Source organism: Thermotomaculum hydrothermale (assembly GCF_016592575.1).
GTDB lineage: Bacteria > Acidobacteriota > Holophagae > Thermotomaculales > Thermotomaculaceae > Thermotomaculum > Thermotomaculum hydrothermale.
The window spans coordinates 2122472-2142475 of the sequence record NZ_AP017470.1; the positions used below are offsets into that span (position 1 = coordinate 2122472).

The following is a 20004-nucleotide window of genomic DNA, read 5'->3' on the forward strand; positions in this document are numbered from 1 at the left end:
TCCATCCCCTTACTTTATGCTTTAAACAACGGTATTTTAGCACAAAAAAACATCTCCCTCTAATTATTACTTTAAGTTAATGTTTTCTTTTTATGTTATTATTATTGTTGATTAAAAAAATAAGGAGTTGCTATGAATAAGGAGAAAAAGCTTTTAAATACACTTAAAGGGAAGAAATATGATATTCCCCCTGTTTGGATGATGAGACAGGCTGGAAGATACCTTCCTCAATACAGAAAGGTAAGGGAAAAGTTCGACTTTATGACAATGTGTAAGACACCTGAAGTTGCCACAGAGGTAACATTGCAGCCTGTTGATGAATTTAATATGGACGGGGCTATACTTTTCTCAGACATTCTTGTCGTTCCAGAAGCAATGGGAATGAAGTTGGAGTTTGTTGAAGGCAAAGGCCCTGTTTTTGAATCTCCAATAAGAACAAGAGAGGATATTGAAAAATTAAGCACAGATGGGATTGAAGAAAAACTATCCTATGTTTTTGAGGCTTTAAAACTTATTAAAATGTCTTTAAACGAAGATAAAACATTAATTGGCTTTGCAGGGGCACCTATAACCCTTGCCGCTTACATGGTTGAGGGGGCATCTTCAAGGAATTACATTTACCTTAAATCTCTAATGTACAACGACACAAGAAGCTTCAACCTTATGATGGATAAGCTTGTTAATGCCCTTGAAATTTACTATAAAAATCAGGTTAAAAGCGGTGCTGAGGTTTTAATGCTTTTTGACACCTTTGCAGGTATTTTCTCTCCGTTTGACTATGAGAGGTATATTTTCCCATTTGTTAAAAAACTTGTAGAGAAAATGAAAAAGAATACCCCTGAAACCCCTGTTATTTACTTTCCGAAAGGGGGAGCAAACTTTTACAATTTATTGAAACAATTGAAAATTGATGGAGTTTCTGTTGACTGGACAATTTCATTGATAGATGCAGATAAAAAATTAGATTCAAAGTTTACCCTTCAGGGAAACCTTGACCCTGTTATTCTATTTGCAGATTACCAGATTATTGAAAGAGAAACAAAAAGAGTATTAAGTGAAGGGAGACAGTTAGAAAAAGGGCATATCTTTAACCTTGGACACGGCATTCTTCCAAAAACCCCTGTTGATTCTGTTAAAAAAATGCTTGAGGTAATCCGTGCAGGTAATATTGGTTGATTACGGGGGAGTTGAAAATAAAGAGCAAAGTTTTGTTTTTCTAAAAAATATGTTTTCTGATAAAAGAATCTTACCTGTCCCCTTTTTTATAAGGCCATTTGTTGCTAAGTTTATAGCATTAAAGAGAAAAGATGAATTGGTAAAGAATTACGAAAAAATAGGTTATTCACCTTTGAAAAAAACTGTGAAAAAAATTGTGGAAAACTTGAATTTAAAGCAAAAAAATTTTACATTTTCCTTTTCTTTTTTGTATCTGCCTCCGTATCTTACTGATTTATCAGCATTTTTGGAAGATGCGGTTATATTCCCCCTCTTTCCACACTTTTCCACAACCACCTGGGGAAGCGTGCTTGATAGGGTTAAAAACCAGAAGGACAAAAAGATTGTGTTACCATATTACAACAATGAAGAGTTTATATCCTTAATTGAAAAAAGAATAAAAAAGGCAATACAAAAATCAGGGAAGGAAAAGACGGCAATAATGTTTACAGCCCATTCAATCCCTGAGTTCTTAACAAAGAAAGACCCATACATTGACCAGGTAAAAGAGCAGGTTGATAAATTAAAACAAAGGTTTGATATCCCTGTGTTTTTAGGCTTTCAATCAAGGCTTGGGCCTGTTAAGTGGGTATCCCCTTTTATTGAAGATGTTATTCAGGAGATTTCTAAACAGAGTTTTGAAAATGTTGTTGTTTTTCCCTTGAGTTTTGTTATAGACAACTCTGAAACACTGTATGAATTAGATATTTACTTAAAAAATCTTGCAGAAGAGAAGGGGATTAAAAACTTTTTAAGAGTGCCTCTCTTTAATGATGATAAAGATTTTTTAACTTTTCTGTTAAACTATGTTGAAGAAAGTGTTAAAGGAGAAAAATGGTTAAAAAGATAGATGTTAAGGTTAAGGTTTTAAAACACGCTGAAGGGATAGACCTTCCAGCCTATCAGACAATTCATTCTTCAGGAATGGACATAAGGGCTGCAGTTGAAAAGCAGGTTATTTTAAAAAAGGGTGAGGTTAAGGCAATTGAAACAGGGCTAATCTTTGCAATTCCGGAAGGCTTTGAGATTCAGATAAGGCCAAGAAGCGGACTTGCTTTAAAGCACGGTATTACCTGTTTAAACACCCCGGGCACAATTGACGCAGATTACAGGGGAGAGGTTAAGGTAATTTTAGCAAATTTAGGGAAGGAAGATTTTGTAATTGAAAGGGGAATGAGAATAGCACAGGCAGTGCTGTGCCCTGTTTTTCAGGCAAATTTAATTAAGGTTGATGACATTGATTCAACTGAAAGGGGAAGCGGTGGTTTCGGAAGCACAGGTGTTAAATAAATTAAAATCAGGACTTTACCTTGTTTCAGTCCCTATGGGCAACCCTGAAGACATTACATTAAGGGGATTGAGAATTCTTAAAAAGGCAGATGTTGTCTATGGGGAAGAGAGAAAGGCGGCTTACAGGCTTATCCGTTCGCTAGGGATAAAAAGAAGCGACCTTGAATTTTTAAACGAGCATAATGAGGAGCAAAAGGTTGAGGAAATAAAGAAGGCTGTAATAGATGGAAAATCTGTTGCATACTTTTCAGATGCAGGTGCCCCTGTTTTTTCAGACCCTGGTTTAAAACTTGTAAAGGCTTTCAGGGAATGGAATTTGCCGGTAACCTTTATCCCAGGTGCGTCATCTTTAATGAGCGGAATTGCTTTAAGCGGGTTTAATATGAACGAGTTTTACTTTGCAGGCTTTCTTCCGCGGAAAAATGAAGAAAGAAAGAAAAAGTTAGAAGAGTTGAAAAAATTAAAAGTGCCAATTTTTATTATGGAAACCCCATACAGGCTTCAGCAATTGCTAAAGGCTATAAAGAATACCTTTGGAAAGGATAAAAGGATTTCCATTTTGTTTAATTTAACCTGTCAAGACGAAGAGGTTATTATTGATACTGTGGGAAATATCTTAAAGATTGTTGGGGAAGAGAAAAACAGAAAACCCTTTGTCCTTGTAATTGAGGGGAGGAATGTATGATTTACCTTGATTCAACAGCAACAACAGTTGTTTTAAAAGAGGTTGCAGACGAGGTTTATAAATATTTAACAAAAGATTACGGCAATCCATCCTCTTCACATAAGTTGGGGATAGAGGCAAACAAGCTTGTGGAAAAGGCAAGAGAGGTTTTGCTTAAAAGCTTGAAACTTGAAAACACCCACCTTTGTGTCTTTACTTCTGGTGGTTCAGAGGGAAACACCCAGGTTTTAAAGGGAGTTGCAAAGCTTTTTCCAGATAAAAGCATAGTAATTGGCGGTATTGAACACAATTCAATAAGAACTGCTGCAACAGATTTGCTTATAGAGGGGAAAAATATTAAAACTATTGAAGTTGAGAAAGACGGAAAGATTGACATAGAAAAACTCTTGAATTTAATTGACAAAGACACAAAACTTGTGTCAATTATGAAGGTAAACAATGAAACAGGAATAATATTCAACATTGAGGAAATAGCAAAGAAGGTTAAGGAGAAAAACCCGTCCTGCCTTTTCCATACAGATTTTGTTCAGGGATTTATGAAAATAAAGGCTGATTTAAAACACATTGACTTTGTAACAATTTCAGCCCACAAGATATTTGCCCCCAAAGGTGTTGGTGCGCTTTTTGTTAAAAAGGGGATAAACCTTCCATCTTTGATTGCAGGAAGCCAGGAATACGGTTTAAGGGGAGGCACCCACAATGTTGCGGGAATTGCAGGATTGAAAAAATCTGTTGAAATTTTAAAGGATAAAGTGGATGAAAACTTTGAAAAAACACTGAATTTAAGAAAAGCTTTTAAAGACACCCTTGCAAACAATTTAGAGGATTTTGAAATATTTGAACCTGTTGATTTTTCTCCCTATATTTTAGGCTTATTTGCAAAGGGGATAGAGTCTGAAGTTATTGTAAGAATGCTTTCAGAAAAGGGAGTATTTATTTCAGCAGGTTCAGCATGCTCTGCAAAGGATAAGGTAAAATCAAAGACAATTCTTGCCTTAGGCTTAAACCCTGACGAGTATTTAAGAATATCCCTAAACCCTGTTGTAAACTCTGAGGAGGATGTAAAAACAGGGGCAAAGACAATAGCCGACACAATAAAAGAGTACAGAGAGTTGTTTATAAGTTAATTTTTCGTTATATTTAAAACAATAGTAACTTTTTTTGACTTTGTTTTTCCTTTTCGTTAAATTATAGGAAGGAGTAAGGTATGAAAAAGCTTCATTTTCCTATTATAGTTGAAATTGATGAGGACGGTTATTACATAGTAAGTTGCCCAGTTTTTAGTGGGTGTCATTCCTATGGAAAAACGATTGAGGAGGCTCTTGAAAACATTAAAGAAGCGATTGAATTGTGTATTGAAGAAGAAAAAACGGAAAATGTAAACAAATTCGTAGGTTTCAGAGAGTTAGAAATAGAGGTTAATGCCTAAGTTACCAGCCATTGAGGGTGATGAATTTGTAAAATTCCTGCAAAAAATTGGTTTTGAAATTATTAGAACAAAAGGCTCTCATGTGAGATTAAAATCAAAAGATGGAAAATACACCACTGTCCCTGTTCACAAAAACAAAATTTTACCTAAAGGACTGCTAAGAAAAATTATAAGAGAGGATTTACAGATTGAACTAAATGAATTTTTAAGGCTGTATTCAGATTTTAAAAAAGGCAAGAAATAATTGCTTATTTAACAAAAAGAGTACCGAGAGTTGTTTAATTAAAACAATTTTTTAATTTTTTTCAAACCTGCCGTCGTCTTTTGTGTGAGGGAGTTTTTTTACATTTTTTTCAAGCCAGCCGATTGATTTAACCTCTCTTAAATCAAATTCAGGAACAAAAGGTTTTATGTCAAGTAATGGGGTGCCGTCAATTATGTCAACATCCTCTATCTCTAAAATATTCCCCTTTACCTTGTTTAATTTAACAACAGATAGCCCTATCCCGTTAGGCCTTTTGGGCGCCCTTGTGGCAAAGACTCCGTGAAAATTATTGTCCATATAAGGTTTTACCAGAAGAGAGTATCCCTTTGAAAGGTGAAAGTAAAAAATTAAGATAATATGGGAGAAGCCTTCAATGTCCTTCAATCCTTCTGTATAATCTTCAAACACTTCAACCGTGCCCTTTACACCTCTTGCCGCTTTGCCCTGAATGGGTGTTCCCTTCATTTCTTTAAATGGTGAGTGAATTATTCCAATTGGCCTGAATTTAATCTCTTCCATCTTATCCCCCTATAAAATTCTATCATAGGATTAAACCTGATGCTGTTATTAAAAATTCTTCAAAAAATAGGAATTTATCCCCCCTTTTTTATTTTGCGGTAAAATATACCTATAAAAAAAGGAGGGGATATTATGAGAAGGTTTTTAATTGCTTTTCTAATTTTAATATTTGCTGGTGTTGTTTTCGCTGCATCGTCAAACACAAACAACTGCGATGGGCTTGATAAAAAGAGGTTTAGAATTGACCAGGAGAATATAATTGACATTGTTAAACCGTCAAACATCTATATAAGGGTTTCAGATTTAATTGACAGGGTTGAGATAAAGCCTTCAAAAGACAAAACAATGGATGTAAAGGTTGATATAAGGCTTCGTTTAAAGACAAATATAAACAACTTTACAGTTGATGTGAAAAAAAAGGGAGACAATATAATTGTTGAAACAAACGAGTATCCAAAGGAGTTGAGGTTAAAATATTGCGATAAAACGGGGAAGTCTGTAATTTATATAACCCTGCCTCAAAAAAACGTAAACAATATTGAATTTAAAGGCCTTAATACTCAGTTAAATGCAAATGGGGTTGTTGCTAAAAAGTTTAAGGTTAAATCAAAGTTTAAAGAGGTAATTCTTTCAGACTGCAAATTAAATAACCTTGCAATTAAAATTTACAATGCAAACATTTCTCTAAACAATGTATCAGCAGACAAATTTGCTATTTACGGTGGTTTTGGAAATGTGTATTTGAAAGAAACAAACTTTGGTTCTGTTTATGTTACCCTGCTTTCTGGGAATATTGAAAGCTTTGGGAAAATTTCCCTTAAAAGCGGTGAAATTTCAACCACATTTGGAGACATTGTTCTTGACTTAAATAAGTTAGCAAACCTTTACTTTAAAACAACCTCAGGCGATATAAATTTAGGTTTAACCAACCCAGAAAAAACAAGTTTTAAAGCAAAAACAGTCTTCGGGGATTACATCTTTAATTTCAAGCATTCCGAAAACTTCAAGCCAGAGGGCAAAGAATTTAATTTCGGAAATGACTCAATGCCAAAAGTAAAGATAGACACAAACTCAGGGGATATTGAGATAAGAAAGATAAAATAAAAAGGGGGGAATTTTCCCCCTTAAAACATTTTGCCGATTGAAAATTCAAGTGTGTTTACCTTAATATCTCTTGTTAAATTAGTATCTCCTGTTCCTCTAAGTGAAATAACCCAGTTGTTTGTTGTAATATATTTAATTTCACCGTCCAGATCAAACTTAGTTGTTGAAAGATAAAAATTTCCTTCTTTCTCAATCCTCCATCTTGAAAATGAAAAACCAATGGTAGTTTGAATCCCTTTTCTTTCTTTCTTGTTAAAGCAAAAAAGCCAGCCTATGATGAGTTTTAAATGTATAACCCTTGAAGTTTTCCAGTCTTTAAAGTTACTTTTTCCTGTTCCCCATTCATTATACTCAAAAGTAATGTCAAGTGGAGCATTTTCAAAATAATAGTTTTGCCAATTTACCGCAATTCCTTTCCCTGTTCTATCGTTAACAATTTGTCTTAAGTCTCTGTTTGGTAAAACAAAGTTATAGTTTATTGTAAAGTAATTATTCTTCTCAATTGTTTGTGCTTGCAGGGGAAAAATAATAACCGCACTGAGAAATAGAATTAAAATAAATTTTAAATATTTTTTCAAATCTTCACCCCCTTAGAATCTTTTCCCAATTGAAATTATGCTTGTGTTTAGTTTAATGTCTTTTGACAGGTGCACTATACCTGTTCCTCTTGCTGAAAAAATCCAGTTGTTTTTAGTTATGTAACCTACTTCAATATCTGGACAAAACTTCGTTGTTGAAAGATAAAAGTTTCCGTCTTTTTCAATTCTCCACCTGTTAAAAGAAAAGCCAAGTACACTATATAACCCTCTTCTTTTTTCTTCGTGAATGAAGGAAAGCCACCCTATAAAAAATTTTGAATATACAACCCTTGAAGTGTTCCAGTCTTTAAATCTGCTTTTCCCTGTTCCCCATTCATTGTATTCAAAACTAATATCAAGGGGAAAATTCTTAAAATGATAGTTCTGCCAGTCAATCGAAATTCCTTGCCCCATTCTTTCATTTACCACTCTTCTTAAATCATAGTATGGAAATATAAAATTATAGTTAATTATAAAGTAATTATTCTTCTCAATTGTTTGTGCTTGCAAAGGGAGAATAATAACCGCACTGAGAAATAGAATTGAAAAGAATTTTAAAAATTTTTTCAATTCTTCACCCCCTTACTTTTTTTATTATTTTATACATTGATTTTTATTTTGTAAATTTAATTTTATTTTCAACTGTAATATTTATCTATAAGTTACTAAATTTTCTGTTTCTGATTTTTTACTTTAAAAAAACCATAACTTTGAATTTTTTAATATTTAATTCTCCGGTAAATCGCAGGTAAGCTTGTTTATACCGTTAAAGGCTGCAATTCTGTAAATCTCAGCCCAGGTTGGGTAGTTGAAAACTGTGTTTAAGAAATAATCTATCTTTGCCCCCATTTCAAGTGCAACCTGCCCGATGTGAACAATCTCTGCCGCTTGGTCACCTATTACATGCACCCCTAAAATTTCCCATGTTTCCCTGTTGAAAAGAATTTTTAGCATTCCGTTTCTTCTGCCCTTTATTATTGCCTTTGAAACATCGTGATAGTAACCTATCCCCTTTTCATAAGGTATGTTTTCTTTTATTAATTCATCTTCTGTTTTTCCCACGCTTGCAATTTCAGGAATTGTGTAAATTGCAAATGGGAATAGGTGTGGATTGTGCGAGTGAATTGGCAATCCCATTAAAGCCCTTGCCGCAACCCTTCCCTGTTCGTAACTTGTTGAGGCTAAAGATGGATACCCTATTACATCACCGCAGGCAAAAATGTTGGGATTATCTGTTTGATAGTGTTCGTTAGTAAGAATATATCCCCTTTGGTCTGTCTTTACCCCTGTTTTTTCAAGGTTTAAATTTTTGGTTGAGGGAACTCTCCCCTGCGCAAAAAGTACGCAGTCTGCTTCAATTTTATCTTCCTTTGTTGTAACAACATAAGCCTTTCCCTCTTTAACCCCAATCTCTTTGTAATTCCTGTTAAAGTAAAGGTTAATATTCATTGACATCATAATGTCTAAAAGGTATCTGTTAATTTCATTGTCAATATAAGGGAAAATAGTGTTTTTCCTGTCAACTATGGAAACATTAACCCCCAATGCTGAAAACATTAATGCGTACTCCATTCCAATAACCCCTGCTCCAACAACAATCATTGACTCAGGAAGCTTTTCTCTTTTGTTTTTAGGGGAAAATATAAAGTCAGAATCGTAAACAAATTCCCAGTCAAAGGGGACATCTAAAGGCCTTCTCGGTTCTGTGCCTGTTGCAACAACAAATTTGTCTGCCTTAATTGTGTATGTTGTATTTCTCTCTGAATTAAAAATCTCAACAGTATTTTTGTCAACAAATCTTGCTTCTCCGTAAAGCACATCTATATTCTTGCTTCTAAACCTTGCCTCTAAAACATCCTGTTCGCAATTGATTATTGCCCCAACCTTTTTGTAAAGGTTTTCTAATGTTAATTCTTTAGGTTCAGGTTTTTTCTTTTGAAGGTAAAAGGAAAGGCCAAACCCTGTAATATCAAGTATAACCTCTCTTAAAGTCTTGCTTGGAATTGTTCCAACATGAAGGGAAACCCCGCCAACCTTCCTCTCCCTCTTGTCAACGACAAGTGTTTTAAAGCCATTTGTACCGCATTCTATAGCGCACCTTTCCCCCGATGGCCCGCTTCCAATTATACAAACATGGTATTTTTGCATTTCCTCTCCCGCTCATTTCTTTTCTGATATTTTACAAAAAAATAAAGATTTAGCAATGCTTTAATTTTTAAAACCATGTAATTTTGATATAATCTTACGGAAAATGGGGAGAGAAGGAAGGTTGAGATGAACTATGTGTTTATTGTGAGATACGGTGAGATTTTTATTAAAGGGAAGAATAAGAGGCTGTTTGAAAACAGGCTTATTGGAAATATAAAAAAGGCTTTGCATAGAAAAGAAATCCCTTACAAAATGAAGACAATGAGGGGCAGAATATTTGTTGAGGGGGAGAGTCTTGAGATTTTAGATATTTTGCAAAATACTCCGGGAATTGTCTCTGTTTCAGCAGGAAAGAAATGTAATACTGATATTGAAGAGATTGGAAAAACAGCGCTTGAACTTTTTTCCCTTCTTGATAAAAAGCCTGAAAGTTTCAAGGTGGAGACAAAGAGGGTTGATAAATCCTATCCAATGACATCAATTGATATTAGCAAAAGGGTTGCTGAATTTGTCTTGAAAAACGGGATTGGGATAGCGGTTGATGTGCACAACCCGAAATTGAAAATAGGCATTGAGTTAAGGAAAGAGGGAGCCTATGTCTTTTGCATAACTAAAAAAGGTATAGGCGGCCTTCCTGTTGGTGTTTCTGGCAAGGTTGTTACAATGCTTTCGGGGGGGATTGATTCTCCTGTTGCCTCATTTTTAATGCAAAAGAGAGGGTGTGAGATTTTCCCTGTTTATTTTCACGGATTTCCCTTTACCTCTGATATGGTGAAGGAGAAGATTATTAAGTTAACTGAAAAACTAACTCGTTTTCAGCCAGAAATTACGCTTTCAATTGTAAACTTTACTCCTGTTTTAAAGGAGTTGAAGAAGAAGTCGCCGGATAAACTTATAATAATTTTAATGAGAAGGTTTATGGTAAGGGTTGCTGAGAAATTGACAGAAAAATACAATTGTAAAGCAATTGTTACAGGGGATAATTTAGGCCAGGTTGCAAGCCAGACCCTTGACAATTTGCAGTGCATAACAGATGCTTCAAACAACCTTATTTTAAGGCCTCTTTTAGGGTTTGATAAACAGGAGATAATTTCCATTGCAAGGAGAATTGATACTTACAACATCTCAATTGAGCCCTATGAGGATTGCTGCTCTCTCTTTGTTCCAAAATTCCCTGAGATTTACGGGAAATTAAATGAGGTAAGAGAGGCTGAACAGCCATTTGATATAGATGATTTGGTAAACAAATCAATTGAATTAACCGAGGTTTTGAAAATAGGAGGCAAGAATGGATAATAAAGGAAACGGAAAGGATAAAGCCTTTCAACAAAATTACTGCATTTTAACAGGCAAGAAACAGAGCCTTGACGATTTAATAGACTTTCCCTGCGATTATACTTTTAAAATAATGGGCAAGGCTGATATTTTGATAATTGAAGAGGTTGTAAAAGAGATGGAGAAGATTATTGAAAGAGAGATAAACAGAAGCCTTATTTCTTTGAAGGAATCAAGCGGCGGAAAGTATAACTCATACACAGTAAGGGTTTTCTTGAAAGAGGCAGATGAGTTAAAGAGAATTTACGAGTATTTAAAAACCCTTAAAGACCAGAGCACAATAGCATATTATCTGTAAATCTGGAGGATAAAATGGGTAAAACCTTTGCGGAAAAAATACTTGCAAAAAAGGCAGGGAAAGAAAGTGTTGTTCCTGGAGAAATTGTTGTTGTAAAGCCTGATTATGTTATGAGCCACGACAATTCTGCGGCAATTTACGGCAAATTTAAATCAATCGGGGCAGAGAGGGTGTTTAATCCAGACCAGGTTTTGATTATTTTAGACCACTGCGTTCCTGCTGCAAATGAAAAGTATGCCACAAACCACAAAACTGTAAGGGAATTTGTTGAAACTTACGGTGTAAAAAACTTTTACGACATTAACACAGGGGTCTGTCACCAGGTTGTAATTGAAAAGGGGTATGCAAGGCCTGGAAGGCTAATTGTTGGAAGCGACTCCCACACTGTTTCTTACGGTGCATTAGGTGCGTTTTCCTGCGGAATTGGAAGAAGCGAGGCTGCTGCTATCTGGGCAACCGGGGAGATATGGCTGAAAGTACCCTATACAATAAAGGTTGATTTTAAAGGAAAATTGAAAGAGGGCACAACAGCAAAGGATGTGATGCTTTACTTAATTGGCAAAATCGGGGCAGACGGTGCTTTGTACAAGTCTGTTGAATTTTCAGGAGAGGGAGTGAAAGAGTTTTCAATTGCAGACAGGATTGTTTTTTCAAATATGTCTGTTGAAATGGGTGCAAAAAACGGATATTTTGCCCCTGATGAAAAAACCTATGAATACCTAAAATCAAGGGGAATTTCAGAAAGTGATTATGAGGTAATACTTCCAGATGAAGACGCTGAATACCAGGAGATAATTGAGATTGATTTATCTAAGGTTGAACCGCAGGTTGCAAAGCCACACACAGTTGACAATGTCTCACCAGTAAAGGATGTAAAAGGCACAAAGATTCATCAGGCTTTAATAGGAACCTGCACAAACGGAAGGATTGAGGATATAAGAGCTGCTGTTAAAGTGCTTGAGGGAAGAAGGGTTAATCCAAAAGTGAGGCTTCTTGTTTTTCCTGCATCAATGGAAGTTTACATGCAGGCTTTGAAAGAGGGGCTTTTTGAAAAGATAATTGAGGCTGGCGGAATTGTTATGAACCCTGGCTGCGGCCCCTGTTTAGGTGCCCACGAAGGGGTGCTTGCACCGGGAGAGGTTTGCATTTCAACTGCAAATAGAAACTTTAAGGGAAGAATGGGTTGCAAAGAGGCTTTTATTTACCTTGCCTCACCAGAAACAGTTGCCGCTTCGGCAATTAAAGGGGAAATCTGCACAGTGGAGGATTTAAAATGAAGATTTTTAAGTACGGCGATGATGTAAATACAGATGTAATCTTTCCGGGAAAATACACCTATACAATTACAGACCCTTACGAAATGGCAAAGCATGCTTTAGAGGATTTAGACCCTGATTTTGCCAAGACTGTTGAAAAAGGGGATATTATTGTTGCAGGAAAAAACTTTGGCTGTGGTTCTTCAAGGGAGCAGGCTGCAACCTGTATAAAATACGCAGGGGTTGATGTTATTGTTGCAAAGTCTTTTTCAAGGATTTTTTATAGAAATTGCATAAATTCAGGCCTTCTTGCAATAGAGTGTCCTGATGTTGTTGATAAAATTACAAAGGATTCAAAGATTGAGATAAATAGGGAAGAGAATAAACTTATTGTTGACGGGGTTGAATACTCCTATCCCCCAATTCCTGTTGAGGTGAGGGATATAATTGATGCAGGGGGTTTAATTCCCTATTTGCAACAAAAATTCAAGAAGGATTAATGTCGGTAAAGATTGAAAAGGCTTACATTCTGAAATCGTTTGTGATTAACGAATCTGACAGGGTGATTTCTGTTTTAAACGAAAAGGGAGAGAAAATCTCCCTTGTTGCAAAGGGGGGAAACAGGCTTAAATCAAGGTTTCAGGGAAAGTTAGAGCCATTTTCTTTTGTTAAAGTTGAGTATTTTGACAGGGGAAAAGGGGGGCTAAATTCTTTAAACAATGTTGAATTGCTTGAAAATCTGCAAAAGTGGATTAAAGGCGATATGAAAAAGTTTTTTGCCCTCTCTTTTTTAAACGAGGTAACGGACAGGTTTGTATACGAAAAAGAGAGAAATTCAAAGATTTTCAGGCTAATAAAGCATGTAATTGATTCGCTTAAAGATGGGGTGGATTTGAAGTTAGCAATTTCTTACTTTTCCATCTGGATGTTGAAACTATCAGGTGTATTGAGTGAATTTAATGAAGAAATTCAATGTTTAAATGAAATTCTTGCAAAGCCTCTTGATAAACTTGATTGCAAAGAACCTCAAACTATCTTCAATTTTGGTTTAGATTTAATTTCAAAAAATTCAGACAAACCACTTTCATCAGCCGATATGTTGAAGAATTTAATTTAACAATTTATCAATTGATTTAAGGATTGTTTTATAGATTTCTCTTTGTGTGAAATGGGGTGTTTTTTCAGGAAGGTAAAGGCTTAAATTGGATTCTTCTATCTCTTTTAAAAACTCATTAAATGCTTTTTTTAGTGAATATTCAAGACTTATACCGCTTTTTTCTTTACTTTTGAACAAAAAGTCTAAAATAATATCGTATGCATAAAAGATTTTTGCAATGTTGAGGTAATCAGGCAGAGGCTCTGTAATATTTAAAAATCTAAGCCAATTTTTTTTGTCAATTTTATAATTAATTGCTCTCCCTTTTTTAGTTGGAAAAATAAAGTTCCCTTTTTCTAACTCTTTAAGAATTTCGTAAACTGATTTTTGAAGGAAAAAGATTTCATTTGAAATTGAATTGCTGTTCCCTTCGTTTGAAAGAAGCAGATAACTTATTATTTCGCTTCTGATATTTACTCCTAAAAGGTGTCTTAGTTTAAGGTTTAAAAAATAACTATTTGTGCCACAATCAAAAATTATGTCATTTTTTAAAGAAATTTTCCCTCTTAAATAATTGTGTTTCAAAAATGTTTCTTCATTTTCTCCAAATTGTGGATATGGTTTTAAATCTTTGTCCCAAAATAAAACCTCTCTTTTATTGTTCTTAAATTTTGTTAAACCCTTCCATTTTGGTTGTTTTTGGTTTTCTGATAAAAAATCAGCAACTGCACTTAAAACAGATAACGACGAAAATGCTTTTTTTTGAGAGATGTTTTTTAATCTTTGAATGTTCACAATATTTCCTTGATAATACAACCAGTTAATAACTTCATCAAATTCACGGGGGTAAAGCCTGAAGAAAGATAGTGAGAGAAGTAGCAATCCTTCAATGTCAATTATAAAGTTTGGTTTTGATTTTATGTTTTGAAAAGGAATACCTAATATTTTCCATTGAGATGTTAAGAGGATATAAAGTTTTTCAAAAAATTTGTTTCTAAATTCTATCAGCGATTTTTCCATATCCTATTTTCCTTAAAAAATCTTTTAGTATGTTTTTAAATTCTGGTGAAGGGTCCTGTTTAATACACCAGAGGGATGCTTGAAATAGTTCTTCTTCAGAAGGTTTTAACTCCATCAAATCCTGGTAATGCTTCCCCGGTCCCTGGTCTATTGTTGCATACAATTTAAAGAATATCTGGTCTTTTTTATCTAAAAAATAAACGATTAAATTTTCTCCATAGCTTCTTTTAATTAAGCGGTCTTCAATACCTTCAGGAAGAATCCCTGAATTTAATGAGAAAGCCTGGTCATTTATCCAGTTTTCAGGAAGGCCTAATGTTTGGGAAACTTCATTAATTAAATCGGTAAAAAATTCAGGCAATGGTTTAAGTTTTAAAGATGAACCTTCTCCTGATATACATCCTAAAACATCGATATCTTGTGTAACTGTTCTCTTTTTTATTAGTCCTGTAACTATTAAAGATGAACCACCGCAAACTATTAAAGATAATTTTTTGTTTTTTTAGCAAGTAAATTGTTTAATAGCAAAAACAAATCTTCAATTTTTTCTCTGTTTAGCATTAAGCTACCTTTATACCACTTATTATTAGTAGTATAAAAGTATAAATGGGGTTTGTCAATAGTTATTTTTTTGAATTATTTGCAACTTTAAAACAGCCAGCTGAGTTTTGCAAATGCCACCTTATCGTTGTTGTATCCTATAAAATCATTGTCAATGGTATTCATTGTTAAGGTTGAGTTTGTAATTCCTGCGTAAATCTTTCTATACGCGTCTTTTTGCCAGGTGATTAAAAGATAAAAGTAGTGGTAAGGCATTTTGAATTGATAATCTCTGTATTTAGGAAGCACAGACTGGTACATTGTTTTTAGGCTTAGCCTGTCTGTGAAAAAGTATTCACCGTTAAACTGTAATGCCCTCTGTTTTCTTATAAAAGCTCCTGTCTGTTTGTCGTTGAAAGTGTAAAAGGATAATGATAGTCTAAATTGGAATGATGAAAAATCCGAAGAAATACCTACATGGTATGATTTTTGGTCTGCAAGTTGAGGATTGTTTCCGTAGAGAATGGATGTCCCTCTGCCAATATTAAACCATGGCTGGAATTTATCGTGTTCTCCCCAGTAAATACCGATGTTTTTGAAGTTTACAGGATAGATTGTCCCTTTGTATTCTTCATTTTCTGTGTAAGCGTTTGAAAAAATTTGTATTCTCCCCGTTAAGCGAATAAAACACCATAGCGATGTTGAATTTGAGTAAAACTTTGAATTATTGTAGTAGTATTGCATATCATAGTATCCGCCTAATGAAAATCCTTTTATCAATCCTTTGTCTGTTTCCGGAGAATAGTTAAAATTCTGTCCCATTCCAAAAGACCTAATGTTATTTGTTGTTATAAATCCCATATCATTAAAATAATCAGGGGACAAAAAACTATAATTGATGTTTGAACGAAAATACCTATTCCATTTGTATGAAATACTGAATGAACCTGCTGCTCCGTGTTTTGTAGAACTTTCTTCCTTTAAAGAAGTTGCAACTGCCTGGTAAGACAGATTCCATTTTTTTATCTGATTTGCCCCGTCTATTGAAATAGCCTGGTTAAAGTAAGAGCCGAAGTTTCTTAAAATATAAAATCCGCCTATATAGTTTCCTGGAGAAAAGTTATATGTACCCCTTAATACATTCCAGTAAACATCCTTTGAATTGCCGATTAAATCAAATCTTTCTGCAGGCACATCCTTTTCCATTGCCGAAAGGACGGCAAGGCTTGTGTGTTTGTTTTTGGTTGTAAATTTCAGGCCGTACTCAGGTTTTACAATGTTTCTTGTATAGACAAGGTTAATTGGCGATGAAAAAGATTCCATTCCGTCCATGAAAAAAGGCCTTTTTTCTTTAAAGTAAACAGGATACCTATTGTTTATTTCCTGATAGACATCGTCCGCTTCAATTTGAGAGAAATCGGGGTGGATTGTGAATTTTGCAACAGTGTTCTCCGAAAAATCGTACTCGCCTGTTAGTCCTATTGTCATTTTTTCAAAGGAATGAGTTTCTTTTTTGTTCCACATATTTTTATTTTTTGAATAAGAAGCCACAACTTCAGGGATAAGTTTTAATTTCTTTTTTTCTCCGATTTCTTGTATATGGTCTAAATTCAAAATCATTTCCCCGTCTGTTATGTCGTTTGCATCCCTATTGTAAGGAAGGGTACTTATTGTTTCGTGAAATTTCCTTGGAATATGCCTTTGAGCGTCAAAGTACCATTTTGCATTGCCGTTTTTATCAGCCTTTAAGTTGATGCTTGAAAAGGGTATTATAACCTCAACGCTCCAGCCTTTATCAAAAAAGTGAGTTTTGTGTTCAAACACAATGTCTATGTCCTGGCTTCCTCCGTTGACATAATCAGATAAATCATCACTGACGTCGTTCATAGCAGAAATTGCAAAGTCATAATACTGTTTTCCGTCTCCAAAAGTGTTAATACAAATATCTATTGAATCAATATCGCCCCATACATTGTCCCTTCTTCTTCTAATCCTTTTTATATTTTCAGGATGTGTGTCGTAGCATATAAAAGCGATAATTAACTCTTTACCGTTGTGAAACATAAACATTTCTGTTTTTTGAGAGGGTTTTATATTATCCCCTGGACGAGTCTGGACAAATTTATCCCAGTGAAATGCTTTTTTATAAATATCTTCATTTACAATGCCGTCAAGTTTTATTTTTCCGTCTGGGATGTATGGTATGTTTACGCTTATTATTTTTGAATATGATAGAGAATAAAATAAAAAAAGCAATCCAATAGCCAACAACCTTTTCACCAAAAACCTCCTTTTTAAACAAGTTGAGGTATGTTTTTTAATTAAAATTTGTCTGAAAAGTTTTTTATTGTGTTGTGTTGGTTAACATACCGAAAATTATTATAAAAAAAGGAAAGTATTTTTGCAATAAAAAAGGGGGCAAATTGCCCCTATAGATTAACAGTGTATAAAAAATTAACTCATTGCCTGGTCTAAATCGGCAATTAAATCTTCAACATTTTCAATGCCAACGGATAACCTGACAAGCCCGTCTGTAATTCCAGCCTGTTCTCTCAACTCTTTAGGCATTCCTGCGTGCGTCATTGAGGCTGGGTGCTGGATTAGTGTTTCAACTCCCCCTAAAGACACTGCAAGTGTGCAGACCTTAACAGAGTTCATCATCTTTTTGCCTGCCTCTAATCCGCCCTTTAATTCAAATGAAATCATTGCAGAGTAGCCCTTCATCTGTTTTTTTGCGACCTCATGTTGTGGGTGGGATTCAAGCCCCGGGTAAAATACCCTTTCAACCTTTGGGTGATTTTCAAGGAATTTCGCAATTTTCATTGCATTCTGGCAATGCCTTTCCATTCTCAATGCTAAAGTCTTTATTCCCCTTAAGATTAAAAATGCTTCAATTGGTGAGATTATTCCCCCTAAATGCTTGTGGGTAGAGTATAGTGCCTTGTAATCCTCTTCAGTTTTTGGAATTACGCAGCCTGCAACAACATCTGCATGCCCGTTTAAAAACTTCGTCATTGAGTGCAGTACAATGTCTGCCCCTAAAGTTAATGGCTGTTGCAAAATTGGAGATGAGAAAGTATTGTCAACAACAAACTTTGCTCCAATCTCTTTTGCTATCTTTGATACCTCTTCAATGTCTGTTACAACAAGGGTGGGGTTTGCCGGTGTTTCAACATAAATCATCTTTGTATTTGGTTTAACTGCCTTTTTTATTTCCTCTATGCTTGAGGTATCAACAAAGGTTGTCTCAATGCCAAAGTTTGAGAATACATTTTTAAGCAAGGTTGATGTTGGCCCGTAAACAGATTCAGATGAGATTACATGGTCTCCGCTTTTTAAAAATGTTGAAAAGATAAGGGTTTCTGCTGCCATTCCGCTTGATGTAATTAGCCCCTTGTAACCATGCTCAAGTGTTGCAACAGCCTTTTCCAATGCTTCAATTGTTGGATTTCCTATCCTTGTGTATATGTAGCCTTGCCCTTTTCCTGCAAACAGTTCTGCACCGTGGTCTGCATTGTGAAACTTAAATGTTGAGGTTTGATAGATTGGTACATTAACCGCTAAATGCTCATTGTTGTCCATTGTAATGTGGATACATTCTGTTTCAATTTTGTGTTTCATACCTACTCCTTAAATCTATTTTTAATGGTCACACATATTTTCCTGTGTTTGAAGGCTGCCATTTAGATAGTCTGTAACTATTTTTTCAATGTTGTCTCCGGTAACACCTTTAATTACAACAACCTTGTTGTTGTTTAAAATTGTTTCAGCCTTGGGCCCAATTCCCCCTGTAAGTAAAACATCTGCCTCGTTGTCAGCAAGCCATTGAGGGATTACATTTGGCTCATGTGGCGGTGGGGTTTTGTCTTCCCTTGATACAACAACCTTTTTCTCCCTGTCGGCAGTTACAAATGCAAATTTTGGGGCATGCCCGAAGTGTGCGGACGGTTTGTCGTTTTCATCAAGGGGTATTGCTATCTTAATTATTCTTTTATCTAATTTCAAATCTCTTGCCTTTGTCTCTTCAATAATTCCTTCAATAACCGGTTTCAGCATTTCAAGTTCTTTTACAGCCTTGTGGAGTTCTCCCTTATCAGCCTTTTCTATTAACGAATGGGATAACGGCAGACTGGCAAGCAATTTTAGGTTAAAATCTTCTGCAATTTTTTCCCCGCCTCTTCCCGGGAATATCTTTATCTCTTTCCCACATTCAGGGCATTTCAGCTTTGCCATATTCTCAATAATTCCGGTAATTTTTACTCCCATTTTTTCGCAGAAGGTAACTGATTTTTCCACATCAATTACTGATACATTTTGTGGAGTGGTAACTAAAATTGCCTGAGCGTCTTTCATTAATTGAAAAATTGTCAAAGGCTCGTCTCCTGTTCCTGGAGGGCAGTCAACAATTAGATAATCAAGGTTTTCCCATTCAACATCGTAAATAAACTGTTCAATCAAGCCTATTTTTAAAGGGCCTCTCCATATTAAAGCGTCTTTCTGGGATTGAAGTAAAAATCCGATTGAAATGAGTTTTAAATTTGGCAAAACCTTTAAAGGAACAAGCTTTTCAGCAGGGGATAGCCCCGGCCTTGCATTTGTTAAGCCAAAGAGGTTTGGAATTGTTGGGCCGTGTACATCAACATCCATTAATCCAACCTGATATCCTTCCATTGCAAGGGATACTGCAATGCCTGCTGCAACGGTGGATTTACCAACCCCGCCTTTTCCAGACAAAACAACAACCTTGTTTTTTATCTTTGATAATGTTTCCTGTATTTGAGCATCCTTTATCATTCTTTCAAAATCCTGGTTCTGGTTTGCTCCGCACGAACCTGTTGAACAACTATTTGCCATTGTTTCCTCCTTTATTTTTGCAATTATGCTTTTTTGTTGCTGGAATTTCTTTATTGCAATCTTTGCATCTCTGTCTTTCCTCAAAGGCCACATTTCCCCCTTCAACAGTTATGGCTTTTCCTTCAACAATTGCTGTTGCAATTTTGTTTCTTGCTTTATCAATAAGCCTTGTAAAGGTAGGCCTTGATATTTTCATTAACTCTGCAGCCTCTGCATGGTCAAGCCCCTCGTAATCGCATAGCCTTATTGCCTCAAACTCGTCAAGGGTAAGGGTTATATTTTCTATCATTCTAAAAGGCATTCCCACAGGCTTGAATATCTTAACTTCAGGTTTTTTCCCTATAACCCTTAATTTTCTTGGCCTGACCATTC

General features: G+C 35.2%; 22 protein-coding genes and 1 pseudogene. 13 read left to right on the forward strand and 10 right to left on the reverse strand.

Translation table 11 applies throughout. From position 1 onward, the window contains the following. Positions 1–132 precede the first annotated feature (132 nt). From hemE to TTHT_RS09905, 7 genes are all read left to right on the forward strand, one after another. Positions 133–1176: a uroporphyrinogen decarboxylase gene (gene hemE / locus TTHT_RS09875; protein ID WP_201327814.1), complete on the forward strand. Its 1044-nt coding sequence runs from the start codon at positions 133–135 to the stop codon at positions 1174–1176. Then, a complete protein-coding gene (hemH, locus tag TTHT_RS09880) occupies positions 1157–2065 on the forward strand; it encodes a ferrochelatase (protein ID WP_201327815.1) in 909 nt (302 codons plus the stop codon). Before hemE ends, hemH begins: the two co-directional genes overlap by 20 nt. Then, the gene (gene dut, locus TTHT_RS09885) at positions 2050–2505 is read left to right on the forward strand and encodes a dUTP diphosphatase (protein ID WP_201327816.1); all 456 of its coding nucleotides are present in this window, start codon (positions 2050–2052) and stop codon (positions 2503–2505) included. Before hemH ends, dut begins: the two co-directional genes overlap by 16 nt. Further along, positions 2477–3190: an SAM-dependent methyltransferase gene (locus TTHT_RS09890; RefSeq protein WP_201327817.1), complete on the forward strand. Its 714-nt coding sequence runs from the start codon at positions 2477–2479 to the stop codon at positions 3188–3190. Before dut ends, TTHT_RS09890 begins: the two co-directional genes overlap by 29 nt. Beyond that, positions 3187–4317, forward strand: coding sequence for a cysteine desulfurase family protein (locus TTHT_RS09895; protein WP_201327818.1), 1131 nt, complete (start codon positions 3187–3189; stop codon positions 4315–4317). Before TTHT_RS09890 ends, TTHT_RS09895 begins: the two co-directional genes overlap by 4 nt. An 80-nt stretch (positions 4318–4397) precedes the next feature. Further along, positions 4398–4619, forward strand: coding sequence for a type II toxin-antitoxin system HicB family antitoxin (locus TTHT_RS09900; protein ID WP_201327819.1), 222 nt, complete (start codon positions 4398–4400; stop codon positions 4617–4619). Next, on the forward strand, positions 4612–4863 hold the full coding sequence (locus tag TTHT_RS09905; protein WP_201327820.1) for a type II toxin-antitoxin system HicA family toxin: 252 nt from the start codon (positions 4612–4614) through the stop codon (positions 4861–4863). Before TTHT_RS09900 ends, TTHT_RS09905 begins: the two co-directional genes overlap by 8 nt. Positions 4864–4914: 51 nt before the next feature. Here TTHT_RS09905 and tsaA read toward each other — a convergent pair whose 3' ends face one another. Next, positions 4915–5403 (reverse strand): tRNA (N6-threonylcarbamoyladenosine(37)-N6)-methyltransferase TrmO, encoded by a 489-nt coding sequence (gene tsaA, locus TTHT_RS09910; protein WP_201327821.1) that lies wholly within the window; start codon positions 5401–5403, stop codon positions 4915–4917. A gap of 132 nt (positions 5404–5535) precedes the next feature. On the opposite strand from tsaA, the gene TTHT_RS09915 reads away from it, so the two are divergent. Then, complete coding sequence (locus tag TTHT_RS09915) at positions 5536–6507, forward strand: DUF4097 family beta strand repeat-containing protein (RefSeq protein ID WP_201327822.1); 972 nt, start codon at positions 5536–5538, stop codon at positions 6505–6507. Between the two features lie 20 nt (positions 6508–6527). On the opposite strand, the gene TTHT_RS09920 is transcribed toward TTHT_RS09915, so the two are convergent. The 3 genes from TTHT_RS09920 to sthA form a co-directional block, all read right to left on the reverse strand. Next, complete coding sequence (locus tag TTHT_RS09920; RefSeq protein WP_201327823.1) at positions 6528–7085, reverse strand: hypothetical protein; 558 nt, start codon at positions 7083–7085, stop codon at positions 6528–6530. A gap of 12 nt (positions 7086–7097) precedes the next feature. After that, entirely contained in the window at positions 7098–7655 is a 558-nt protein-coding gene (locus tag TTHT_RS09925; protein WP_201327824.1) for a hypothetical protein, read from the reverse strand. Between the two features lie 156 nt (positions 7656–7811). Then, entirely contained in the window at positions 7812–9233 is a 1422-nt protein-coding gene (gene sthA / locus TTHT_RS09930; RefSeq protein ID WP_201327825.1) for a Si-specific NAD(P)(+) transhydrogenase, read from the reverse strand. Positions 9234–9359: 126 nt separating this feature from the next. On the opposite strand from sthA, the gene thiI reads away from it, so the two are divergent. From thiI to recO, 5 genes are read left to right on the forward strand one after another with little or no spacing between them, the layout of a single operon-like run. Then, positions 9360–10529 (forward strand): tRNA uracil 4-sulfurtransferase ThiI, encoded by a 1170-nt coding sequence (gene thiI / locus TTHT_RS09935; RefSeq protein WP_201327826.1) that lies wholly within the window; start codon positions 9360–9362, stop codon positions 10527–10529. After that, positions 10522–10866, forward strand: coding sequence for a YbeD family protein (locus TTHT_RS09940; RefSeq protein WP_201327827.1), 345 nt, complete (start codon positions 10522–10524; stop codon positions 10864–10866). Before thiI ends, TTHT_RS09940 begins: the two co-directional genes overlap by 8 nt. A gap of 14 nt (positions 10867–10880) precedes the next feature. Further along, on the forward strand, positions 10881–12143 hold the full coding sequence (locus tag TTHT_RS09945; protein WP_201327828.1) for a 3-isopropylmalate dehydratase large subunit: 1263 nt from the start codon (positions 10881–10883) through the stop codon (positions 12141–12143). Beyond that, positions 12140–12622 (forward strand): LeuD/DmdB family oxidoreductase small subunit, encoded by a 483-nt coding sequence (locus TTHT_RS09950; protein ID WP_201327829.1) that lies wholly within the window; start codon positions 12140–12142, stop codon positions 12620–12622. The genes TTHT_RS09945 and TTHT_RS09950 overlap by 4 nt, the downstream gene beginning before the upstream one ends. Then, complete coding sequence (gene recO / locus TTHT_RS09955; protein WP_201327830.1) at positions 12622–13239, forward strand: DNA repair protein RecO; 618 nt, start codon at positions 12622–12624, stop codon at positions 13237–13239. Before TTHT_RS09950 ends, recO begins: the two co-directional genes overlap by 1 nt. Here the strand turns inward: recO and TTHT_RS09960 are convergent. From TTHT_RS09960 to TTHT_RS09985, 6 genes and pseudogenes are all read right to left on the reverse strand, one after another. Then, positions 13231–14238 carry a hypothetical protein gene (locus tag TTHT_RS09960; RefSeq protein ID WP_201327831.1) on the reverse strand — a complete coding sequence of 336 codons (1008 nt, stop codon included), beginning with the start codon at positions 14236–14238 and terminating at the stop codon, positions 13231–13233. The genes recO and TTHT_RS09960 overlap by 9 nt on opposite strands. Continuing rightward, positions 14213–14725, reverse strand: a pseudogene (locus TTHT_RS09965) (DUF6036 family nucleotidyltransferase); the annotation flags it as partial. The pseudogene TTHT_RS09965 and the gene TTHT_RS09960, both read right to left, overlap by 26 nt. Before the next feature lie 161 nt (positions 14726–14886). After that, positions 14887–17058: a DOMON domain-containing protein gene (locus TTHT_RS09970; protein WP_201327833.1), complete on the reverse strand. Its 2172-nt coding sequence runs from the start codon at positions 17056–17058 to the stop codon at positions 14887–14889. Positions 17059–17232: 174 nt separating this feature from the next. Beyond that, positions 17233–18399 (reverse strand): trans-sulfuration enzyme family protein, encoded by a 1167-nt coding sequence (locus tag TTHT_RS09975; RefSeq protein WP_201327834.1) that lies wholly within the window; start codon positions 18397–18399, stop codon positions 17233–17235. 21 nt (positions 18400–18420) lie between these two features. After that, positions 18421–19632: a P-loop NTPase gene (locus tag TTHT_RS09980; RefSeq protein ID WP_201327835.1), complete on the reverse strand. Its 1212-nt coding sequence runs from the start codon at positions 19630–19632 to the stop codon at positions 18421–18423. Further along, a complete protein-coding gene (locus TTHT_RS09985) occupies positions 19622–20002 on the reverse strand; it encodes a DUF134 domain-containing protein (RefSeq protein WP_201327836.1) in 381 nt (126 codons plus the stop codon). Before TTHT_RS09985 ends, TTHT_RS09980 begins: the two co-directional genes overlap by 11 nt. Positions 20003–20004 lie beyond the last annotated feature (2 nt).